Origin of the sequence: Streptomyces nogalater, from assembly GCF_039532885.1 — a bacterium.
GTDB lineage: Bacteria > Actinomycetota > Actinomycetes > Streptomycetales > Streptomycetaceae > Streptomyces > Streptomyces nogalater.
The window spans coordinates 415,428-425,652 of the sequence record NZ_BAAASM010000014.1 but is presented as its reverse complement, the minus strand read 5'-3'; the positions used below and the strand labels follow the sequence as shown (position 1 = coordinate 425,652).

At 70.9% G+C, this 10,225-nt stretch carries 6 protein-coding genes; 4 read left to right on the top strand and 2 right to left on the bottom strand.

Annotated features, from left to right (window positions below; translation table 11 throughout):
• Positions 1-323 precede the first annotated feature (323 nt).
• Positions 324-1,316, top strand: coding sequence for a GlxA family transcriptional regulator (locus ABD350_RS13750; protein WP_344348258.1), 993 nt, complete (start codon positions 324-326; stop codon positions 1,314-1,316).
• Between the two features lie 58 nt (positions 1,317-1,374).
• Here ABD350_RS13750 and ABD350_RS13745 read toward each other — a convergent pair whose 3' ends face one another.
• Both ABD350_RS13745 and ABD350_RS13740 read right to left on the bottom strand, forming a co-directional pair.
• A complete protein-coding gene (locus ABD350_RS13745; RefSeq protein ID WP_344348257.1) occupies positions 1,375-2,991 on the bottom strand; it encodes an MDR family MFS transporter in 1,617 nt (538 codons plus the stop codon).
• Between the two features lie 549 nt (positions 2,992-3,540).
• On the bottom strand, positions 3,541-4,164 hold the full coding sequence (locus tag ABD350_RS13740; RefSeq protein ID WP_344348256.1) for a 4'-phosphopantetheinyl transferase family protein: 624 nt from the start codon (positions 4,162-4,164) through the stop codon (positions 3,541-3,543).
• 358 nt (positions 4,165-4,522) lie between these two features.
• Between ABD350_RS13740 and ABD350_RS13735 the strand changes: the two genes are divergently transcribed.
• From ABD350_RS13735 to ABD350_RS13725, 3 genes are all read left to right on the top strand, one after another.
• Positions 4,523-4,711 carry an MbtH family protein gene (locus tag ABD350_RS13735; RefSeq protein WP_344348255.1) on the top strand — a complete coding sequence of 63 codons (189 nt, stop codon included), beginning with the start codon at positions 4,523-4,525 and terminating at the stop codon, positions 4,709-4,711.
• A 103-nt stretch (positions 4,712-4,814) separates the two neighbouring features.
• Positions 4,815-8,918: a non-ribosomal peptide synthetase gene (locus ABD350_RS13730; protein WP_344348254.1), complete on the top strand. Its 4,104-nt coding sequence runs from the start codon at positions 4,815-4,817 to the stop codon at positions 8,916-8,918.
• A complete protein-coding gene (locus ABD350_RS13725; protein WP_344348252.1) occupies positions 8,911-10,164 on the top strand; it encodes an MFS transporter in 1,254 nt (417 codons plus the stop codon). The genes ABD350_RS13730 and ABD350_RS13725 overlap by 8 nt, the downstream gene beginning before the upstream one ends.
• The last annotated feature ends 61 nt before the right edge of the window (positions 10,165-10,225 follow it).

Here is a 10,225-nt window from a genome sequence, read left to right as displayed (position 1 = left end):
GGGAAAGGCGTGGGGGGAGTTCAGGTGGGGGGCGTGGGGGGAGTTCAGGGCGGGGGGACAGGTGTGGGGGGAAGTCCGGTAAGGGGGTTCAGAAGGAAGGCTCAGAAGGAAGGTCCAGACGCCGGCCGTCCGGTTCCATGACCCGGTCGGGAAAGTGTCCTGACGTCGTTCCGGGCATGGATCACCACCTGAGCGAAGGGAGTGGGAGAAGCACCTCGTTCGGTGCGTTGACCTGCACCTATGACGCTACGGCCCGGCACACGCGTCGGCAATGTCATCTAGCATGCAGAAACAGACATCGACGTTGCCGGCCGGGGGAGCTAGTGCACACCGTTGAACGACTGATCGTCATCGTGCTGTTCGAAGGCGTCGACCTGCTCGACGTCACGGGACCACCGGAGGTGTTCTCCCTCGCCCGGCGCGAGACGGAGGACGCGGCGGGCTACCACGTGGTCCTCGCCGCCGAGACCATGGCCCCCACCGTCACCGCCGCCGGGGTCCGGGTCCTGCCCGACGTCACCTTCGACGAGCTGGCGACGCGGAGCATCGACACGCTCGTCGTGCCGGGCGCGGTCGAGGTCGACAGCCACCGCCGCGTGCACGCGCTGGTCGATCCCGCCGTGGTGGAACGGGTCGTACAGCTCGCCCCCAGGACCCGGAGGGTCACCTCCGTCTGTGTCGGGGCGCACATCCTCGCCGCGTCCGGACTCCTCGACGGCAAGCGTGCCACCACCCACTGGTCGACCGCCCAGCAGCTCGCCGCCGACCATCCCGCGATCGAGGTCGACTCCGATCCGATCTTCATCCGCCAGGGCAACGTGTGGACCGGCGCGGGCATCAGCGCCTGCCTCGATCTGTCACTCGCGCTCATCGCCGACGACCTCGGCGAAGCCGTCGCACTGCGCGTCGCCCGGCAACTGGTGATGTACCTGAAACGGCCGAGCGGGCAGAGCCAGTTCAGCGTCCCGCTGGAACAGGTCGCCGCGACCCGGCGCATCGAGGTACTCCGCCACTACATCCTGCGCCACATCGCCGAACCGCTCACCGTCGCGCACCTCGCCGAACACGCCCATGTCAGCGAGCGGCAGCTCACCCGGATCTTCAAGAACGAACTGGGCATGACACCGCACGCCTACATCGAATCGGTGCGTGTCGAACGGGCCCGCAACCAGCTGGAGGCCACCGACGCCACGGTCGAACGCATCGCCACCGCCTGCGGATTCGGCACGGTGGACACCCTGGTCAGAGCCTTCCGCCGCCGGCTCGACACCACACCCACCGACTACCGGCGCCGGTTCCGGACCAGCCCCGGCTGAACGCCGCGGCCTCGCCACGCCCCGGCACCCGCCGGGGCGCCGGCCCGGGGCGGCGGGGTCACTCGTCGGCGAGCGTCAGGTTCGGGACCCGCCAGGCCGCGATCAGGAAGGCGACCAGGGCCACCGCGGCACCGGTGACGAAGACGAGCCGCATCGAGGCGATGTACCCCTCCAGGAACGGCAACGCCGCGCCCCGGTCGACAGCCCGCAGGAAGGCCGAGTCCTCCAGGTCGACACCGCCGCCGGGGCGCAGCACACCCGCGAGAGCATGGGCGTTGTCGGGCTCGGCCAGCAGCCGGCGGTAGGCCGGGTCGCGGCGGGCCTCGGCCAGCCGCTCGGCTATGCGGCCGCCCGCCGTGGAGAACAGGATGGACAGGAAGGCCGCGGTGCCGACCGTTCCGCCGTTGGACCGGAAGAAGTTGACCGAGGCCGTCGCCGCGCCCATGTCCGTACGGGGCACCTCGGACTGCGCGAGCGTGGTGAGCGTCTGCATCGACGCGCCGAGCCCCGCGCCCATCAGGGCCATCCCGAGGGCCGCCTGCCACAGCGGGCTGCCCACGCGCAGGGTCGCGAAGACGAGCATCGCGGCGGCGAACGAGCCGATACCGGCGACGAGATGGACCTTGAAACGACCCGTACGCGCGATCAGCCGGCCCACCAGCAGCGTCACGGCGAGGTTCGCGGCGACCGTGGGAAGGGTGGCGAGCCCCGCCTCCATGGGGCTCATGCCGCGCACGAGCTGGAGGTAGAGCGGCAGCGTCGTCATCGCGCCGAACATGCCGATGCCGACGACGAAGTGCAGCCCGACCCCCAGCCGGAAGGTACGGATGCGGAACAGTCCCGGCGGCAGCAGCGCGGCCGCGCCCATCCGATGCTCCACCAGGACGAAGACGACGAGTCCCAGCGCGCCGACGGCGTACATCAGCAGCGCCGCCGGTGAGCCCCATCCCCAGGTGCGGCCCTGCTCGGCGACGGTCAGCAGCGGCACGATCCCCACGGCCAGCGCGAGCGCTCCCCGGTAGTCGAGCCGGTGCCGCACCCGCTGGTGCGGGAACCGCAGGACGCGGACGATCGCCACGGCCGCCACGGCCGCGAGCGGCACGTTCAGCAGGAAGATCCAGCGCCAGCCGTCGATGCCCAGCAGCGTTTCCCGGTCCGCGAGGGCCCCGCCCGCCAGTGGGCCGACGATGCTGGCGCCGCCGAACACCGCCATGAAGTAGCCCTGGTAGCGGCCTCGTTCGCGCGGGGTGGTGATGTCGGCGACGATCGTCATGGCCAACGACATCAGCCCGCCGCCCCCGAGCCCCTGCACCGCCCGGAACGCCGCCAGTTCGTAGAGGGACGTGGCGCATCCGCACAGCAGCGAGCCGGCCGTGAACAGGCCGATCGCGGCGAGGTACACGGGCCGCCGGCCGTGGATGTCGGAGAGCTTGCCGTACAGCGGGGTCGCGATGGTGGCGGTGATGAGGTAGGCGGTGGTCGCCCACGCCTGGGCCGTCAGCCCGTGCAGGTCGTCGGCGATGGTCCGCAGCGCGGAGGCGACCACCGTCTGGTCCAGCGCCCCCAGGAACATGCCCAGCACCAGTCCGGACATCACCGTGGTGATCTGCCGGTGGCCGAGCCGCACGGGCGCGCCCCCGGCCGCGTTCTGCCGTCGGGTTTCGGAGGAGGTCACATGTCGTCCAGGAGACCTGTCAGCGCGGTGATCTGTGCAGACGGAGGTAAGTTGGCTGCTGACCTGCGCGAATGGTCTTTCAGTTGTTTCATGCTCATGCCGGTTGATGATGCCGGAAGTCCCAGGGAAATCCCAGAGGACCCCCACGGCTGACAGCCGTCCCTTCGGTCTGTTCGCCATAGGGCAGCACGGCGGGGCCGGGGGCACGCGCTGGAGGCGGGCTTTGTTCCTCTGCGGCAGCGGACGGCTCACCTCCGCCCGCGCCGACAGAGGCGGATGGGGTCGAAAGCCGCCCGGTCGAGCGGAACCGCGGACAGGCTCTGATCAACATCGCCGTGGATCCCGTCAGCGTTGCTCCGCGGGTGTGGTTGTTGCCGCATGCGGTCGACTACGTACTCGAACCACCCCTACGCCGCTCGTGACCGCCGGCACCAGGCAACGCCGGCATCGTTCGGGCACCGTGCCTTTTTCCCGGGGCAGGTCGAATCGACACCGCCCGCGACGCCCGCATCGACACGATGCGCGCGGGCTGCACCGCGGGCCAGGGTGTTATGCGGACCCGCCCGACCGCAGAGACGCGAGCAGGGCTTCCGCTGGTTGCTCGCGCAGCGCTGCCGGTGCCTTCGACGTGGCCAGCGTGGCCGTGAAGCCGGGACCGCAGGCGGTCAGCGGGCGCAGTGTGAGAGCGGCGGGCAGGCGGACGTCCGTGTCCGCGGGTGGGTGCAGGGCGGGTGGGCGTCCGGGTGCCGCGACCTCCAGGAGCCGCGGGGGAACGCGCAGGCCGGTGCCGAGCAGCTTCAGCACGGCCTCCTTGCGGGTCCACAGGTCGACCAGGACCCGTGGCCTGAGCGCGGGATGCTGTGCGCGTACGTATTCCGCTTCTCCGGGCGAACAGACGGCCGCGCTCAGCGAGTCGGCGTCCGTGACGCGTCCCGACCGCTCCACGTCGACGCCGGCACGCATGCCGTGCGCGACGGCGACGGCCACTCTCCCCCCGGCGTGCGCGACGGACACACCCAGTTCGGGAGAGTCGAGCGGTCGCGGGCGGCCGTGGTGGCCGGAGCAGTCCGGGCACCGGCGGTCGACACGAACGTCGGCGGGTGCGATTCCCGCGTGCCGGCCCAGCACGGCGCGCAGCAGGGCGGCGGCGGTCAAGAATTCGGCAGCTAGCACATCGCTTCGATACCGGGCAAGGCGATTTTTTTCCTCGGGTGAAAGGACGCGGGAGAACCCGCTCGAGTCTTCCCGCGCCCATGCCCACCAGACGACGGCATGACCGTCGGCAAGAGGGAAGGTGGGGGATGAAATCACCTTTCAACCATAGGTGTCCGAGTGCGGGGGGCGCCATGTGACGCAGATCACTTGCGTCGGAATAATCTCGCTCGTAAGATCCGGATCGCAGCCGAGGGGTGCTTGTCGGCCAACTCGACAGGTGTTTTGAAGCTTTTTGCCACACACATCTTGACTGACCATCATTGATGCATCGCGCCTCAGTGGGGCGTAACGGGGGGTTGGCGCTTTGAGTGCCTCTGTGTCCGAGTTGCCGCAGTATGCGGTTGTTGTGAACGCGGAAGAGCAGTTTTCCATCTGGAGTGCGGGACGGGAAATCCCGCCCGGTTGGCGGCAGACCGGCTTCTTTGGAAGCAAGCAGCAGTGTCTGGCGCACATTGCCGAAGTCTGGGTCGACATGCGTCCGGCCTCCCTTCGCGAGAACGTCTGACGATCGCGGTCGGAGAGCTTAAGGCGCCCGGTGGGCGTCACTCGCGATATCTCGTCGCACGACCTAGGGGGAAGCAGTGTCAGGCGGTTCCGCTATTTCGGGGATGACCCTCGAACAACGCCGTGAGCTGGAGAGGAAACTCCTGGCCACCGCCACGCGAAAGCGGTCGGCGGCAGCCGTACGGCCGCTGCCCGAAGCGGAGGGGCCGGTGCCCGTCTCCCTCGCCCAGCGGCGGCTGTATTTCTTCTACGAACTTCGCCCGCACAGCCCGCTCTACCACAGCTCGGCCTGTTTCGAGCTGGTGGGCTCCTGTGATGTCGAGGCCCTGGCCAGAGCGGTCGACGGACTCCTGGCACGCCACGACATCCTGCGAACACGCTTGGTGAAGGACGCGGACGGGGTGCCGCTGCAGCACGTGGACGCCCCCGACGCCCGCAGTCGCCTCTCCCTTGTGCCGCGCCCTGCGGGACTGACCGACGAGGCATGGGAGTCCGAGGCCCGCCGGCAGCTGACCGCGTTCGTCAATCGCCCCTTCGCACTCGAACGGGATTGGCCGATCCGGATTTCCTGGTGGGCGCTGGACGAACGCCGCAGCATCATCGCCGTCAGCCTCCACCACATCGCCTCGGATGGGCGGTCGATCGAAGTCCTCCTGCGTGACCTGGAGCGTATGTACGCGCACGCGACAGGGGCGACGGATACACCACCCGCCCCGCTCGCCGTGCAGTACGCCGATTTCTCCCGCTGGCAGCAGAGCCAACTCGAAGGCGAGAGCTGGAAAAACCAGCTCGACTATTGGGAGAACCGGCTTTCAGGGCTTCCCGACGCGCTGGACATTCCCATGGACAGGCCCCGGAGCGCGAGCCAGTCATTCCGCGGTAATGCTGTGGAGATCACCGTGCCGGAGGATGTCGCCCAACGCGTCCACCGTTTCAGTGCGCAGCAGAAGTGCACGGCCTTCACCACACTGATGGCCGCTTTCCACGTCCTCCTGCACCGGTACAGCGGGGAGGATTCCTTGGCCGTCGGAACTCCCGTGTCCGGACGAGGTCGCCCCGAGCACCAGGATCTCATCGGCTTCTTCGTCAATACGCTGGCGATCCGCGCCGATTTCCGACCCGAGGCGACCTTCGTCGACATAGTCCGGCAGATCAGGGACGAAGTGCTCGAGGGACTCGACCGCCAGGACGTACCGTTCGATCTCGTGGTGAACCGACTCGGCCTCGGGCGCCGGCTCTCGCACAACCCCGTCTTTCAGCACACGTTCCAGTACAACGCCGGTGGCGCCGCGGAGCTGACGCTGCGGGGCCTGGAATGCCGGCGTGTGTGGCCCCAGCCCCAGGCGAGCGACTTCGACCTGTCGATGTACATCAACGAGACGGCCGGCGGCTTGACCGGCTGGCTGTCGTACAGCACGGACCTCTTCACCGCGGACACCGCCCAGCGGGTGGTGCGGCACTTCGTCACCCTCCTGGACGAGCTGCTCACGCGACCCGAACTCCCCGTGGCACACGCGCGCTTCCTCGCGGCGGACGAGCGTCTCGAGTTGCTCGGCGAACTGGCCGGCGGGCCCCGGACCGAGGTGCCGCGCCGGTCCCTGCACGACTGCGTCGCCGAACAGGCACGCCTTCGTCCCCACGCTCCCGCCGTCATGTACGGGGACGAGTCGCTCAGCTACGCCGATCTGTGGGACCGCTCCGGCCGCCTGGCCGCGGAACTGCGCGGCCGCGGAGTGGGACCCGGTGACGTGGTGGCCCTGTTGCTGCCGCCGTCGCCCGCGGTGAGCGTGGCGGTGGTCGGCGTCCTGCGGGCCGGTGCCGCATACCTCGGCGTCGACCCCCGCTTCACCGGCGCCTGGGTGGACCACGCTCTGGCCGACTCCGGGGCCCGCCTCGTGGTGACCACGCGGGAACTGCGCTCGCGCGGCGGCGGCCTGCCGGTGCTGCTCCTGGACGCGCGCCGGGGCGAGTCCCCGGGCGAGCACGCCGGGGCGCCCGTTCCGGTGGACGCGGCACAGGCGGCCCCCCGGCGGCACGACCTCGCCTACGTCGTCTACACCGGCGGTTCCACCGGGCGGCCCAAGGGCGTCATGATCGAGCACGGGTGCCTGGAGTCGTTCATCGAGCACGGCATCGCGCCCTTGGCGATGCGAGCCGAGGACCGGGTGCTCCAGTTCAGCTCGCTAAGCTTCGACGCCTCCGTCGAGGAACTCGTGGCGGCCTTCGCGACGGGCGCCGCGCTGGTCGTCAAGGACGAGCGGTTCGACCTGTCCCCCGCCCGCTTCACCGAGTGGTGTCGGCAGCGCCGCGTCACGGTGCTCGACCTGCCCACCGCGTACTGGCACGAACTCGTCGACGCCGGTGCGAGCGCCGCCCTGGCCGCCTGCCCGGACCTGCGTCTCGTCTGCATCGGCGGCGAGGCCGCGGCCCCGGACCGGGTGCGCCGTTGGCAGGCCGAGGCCGGTTCGCGGGTCCGCCTGCTCAACGGGTACGGCCCCTCCGAGTGCACCATCACCGCCACCTGGACAGACCTGACGGAGACGGAGATCGGCGACACCGTGCCGGTCGGCCGCCCGGTGGGGAACCTGCGGGCGTACGTCCTGGACGCGAACGGCGAGCCCGTAGTCCGCGGCGGCGTTGGCGAACTCTGCCTCGCGGGGCCGAGTGTGGCACGTGGCTACCTGGGACGCGGCGATCTCACGGCCGCCGCGTTCACGCCCGACCCCTACGGCACGGTTCCCGGCGAGCGGTTGTACCGCACCGGCGACCGGGCACGCTTCCTGCCCGACGGGACGATCGCCCTGCTGGGCCGACTGGACGACCAGATGAAGTTCCGCGGGTACCGCATCGAGCCGGGTGACATCGAGGCGGCCCTGCGCACCCACCCCCAGGTGCGTGAAGCGGTGGTCAGACTGCGTACCGACCAAGGCGGCGAACGACGGCTCGTCGCCTACGTGGTGCCATCGGACCCGCGACGGCCCGGCATGCTCCCCGACGACATGCGCCGGCACCTCGCCGGGCGCCTGCCGGGGTACATGGTGCCCTCCGCGCTGGTCGAGGTCGCCGACATCCCCCGCACCCCCTCGGGCAAGCTGGACGCGGCACGGCTTCCGCAACCCCCGCGCACCGCCACGGAACCACGGCGGGTCACCCCTCCCCGGGACGAGACCGAGCGCACGCTCTGCCGGCTCTGGCAGGAGCTGCTCGGCCGCGAGAACGCCGGCATCGAGGACGACTTCTTCCTGCTCGGCGGCCACTCGCTGCTCGCCGTGCAGCTCGTCCACCGCATCGAGCAGGAGTGCGGGGTCGCGCTGTCGGTGTCGGCGCTGTTCCCCTCCGCGACACCCGAGCGGATCGCGGAACTCCTTCGCGGTCGCGGCCACCACCCGGCGTCGACGGGCACCGCACTCCTGCGCGACGACCCCGAGGGCCGGCTCACTGTGCTGGTGCATCCGGTGGGCGGTGACATCACCTGCTACCTCCCCCTGTCCCGGGCCCTGCCCGCGCCGGCCTCCGTGCTCGGGCTGCGCTCGCCGGCCCTCGACGGTGGCGACCTGCTCCGCGACCGGCGCGATCTACCGGAACTCGCCGTCGTCTACGCCGACTTGCTGGAAGCGTGCCGCGCCGAGCCGAGCGTCTTCGCCGGTTGGTCCCTGGGCGGCGTCATGGCACTGGAGGTGGCCCGGGAGTGGCGTCGCAGGCACGGCCGGGCCCTGCCCGTCGTCCTGATCGACACCGCACCACCCGAGCCGGTGCCGAGCGGCTGCTGGGACGAGGACCGGACGTTCGCCGCCTTCGCCCGGGACATCGGCAGCGTCCTCGGCGTCGAGGTGCCCGACACCAGCCGGCTCGGCCGGGACGAGCGCGTCCAGGCGCTGCACGACTGCCTGGCCGACTCCGGGCGGATCTCGCCGGGCAGCGCGGATGAGTCCGTCGGGCGCAGATACGAGGTGTTCCGGGAACACCTGCGGCTGGCCGCGGCGTACCGGCCAAGGCCCTACGACGGCCCGATGACCCTGATGTACGCCGCCGGACGCCCCGACGCCGCCGAGGTGGTGGCGGCCTGGCGGGCCGTCGCCACGTCGGGACTGCGCGCCGAGCCGCTGCCGGGGGACCACTACACGCTGATGACTCAGGAGCTCGCCGCACGCGTCGCCGGTTGCTGGCCGCTCTCCGTGAACGATCGAGAACGGGCCACGCATGGCTAGCGACAACAGGTGGGGCGCACTGCGGCACAGGGACTTCCGGCTCCTGTTGGCCGGCCGCCTCACCTCCCAGTTGGGCAACTCCGTCTCCGTCGTGGCGCTGGCCTTCGCCGTGCTCGACACGCTCGGCTCTCCCTCGGCGCTGGGCCTGGTCCTCGCGGCGGAGGGCGTGTCGCTCGCGGTGTGCCTGCTCATCGGAGGTGTCGTCGCGGACCGGTTCCCCCGACGCACCGTCATGATCAGCGCGGATGTGGTGCGCTTCGCCTCACAGGGCGTCCTGGCGGCGCTGCTGATCTGGGGCCACGTCCACCTGTGGCACTTCCTGGTGCTCCAGGTCGTCTCGGGCGCGGCGTCCGCGGTGTTCATCCCGGCCGTCGGAGCGGTGCAGCCGGAGGTCGTGCCCAAGGAGGACCTCCAGGGCGCGAACGCGCTGCGGGGACTGGTCATCGCGATCGCCGGCATCGTCGGCCCCTCGGCGGGCGGCCTGCTCCTGATCGTCCTGCGGCCCGGCCACGCCCTCGCGCTGGACTCGCTGAGCTTCCTGTTGAGCGCGCTGTGGGTGTCCCGGATCAAGGCGGGCGACACCGCGGGCAGCCGTGGCGGCAGCGTGCTGGCGAGTCTCGCCGAGGGCTGGGGCGAGTTCCGTTCCCGCCGCTGGCTGTGGACCGTCACCGCGCAGAGCGCGGTGGTCCGCATGATGGGCCTCGCCCCGGTGATGGTGCTCGGGCCGACCCTCTACCACGACGGTGGGGGCGCGAAGTCGTGGGGCATGGTGCTCTCCGGCCTCGGCCTCGGCGCCTTCGTCGGAGGGGTGGTGTCCTCGCGGCTCAAGGTGCGCCGGCCCCTGCTCGTGGCGGTGGCGGGCACCTTCACCTTCGTACCGATGATCTGGCTCCTCGCCGCCGACGCGCCTGCCGTGGCCATCGCCCTGGCCGGTGTCCTGGTCGGTGTCGAGCAGTCGTTGTACTGGACGTACTGGCAGACCACCCTGCACCGGCATGTGCCCTCGGAGGTGCTGTCCCGGGTGAGCTCGTTCGACTGGCTGGGCGCGTACGCGTTCGAGCCGATCGGCTACGCCCTGGCCGGACCCGTCGCGGCGGTCGCGGGGGTCACCCCGACCCTGGTCGCCGCGGGTTCGGTCGTGGCAGTCGGCACCACCGCCGTGCTGTTGGTGCCCGAGGTGAGAAACCTGGAACTGGACGACGACTCCGACGGCACCCCGGCCCGGACGACCGGCGTCACGGGCTGAACGACCCGTCGGACCCGGCCTCGCGGAGCCGCCCGCACCGGGCCGGACCGCGTGGAGCCGC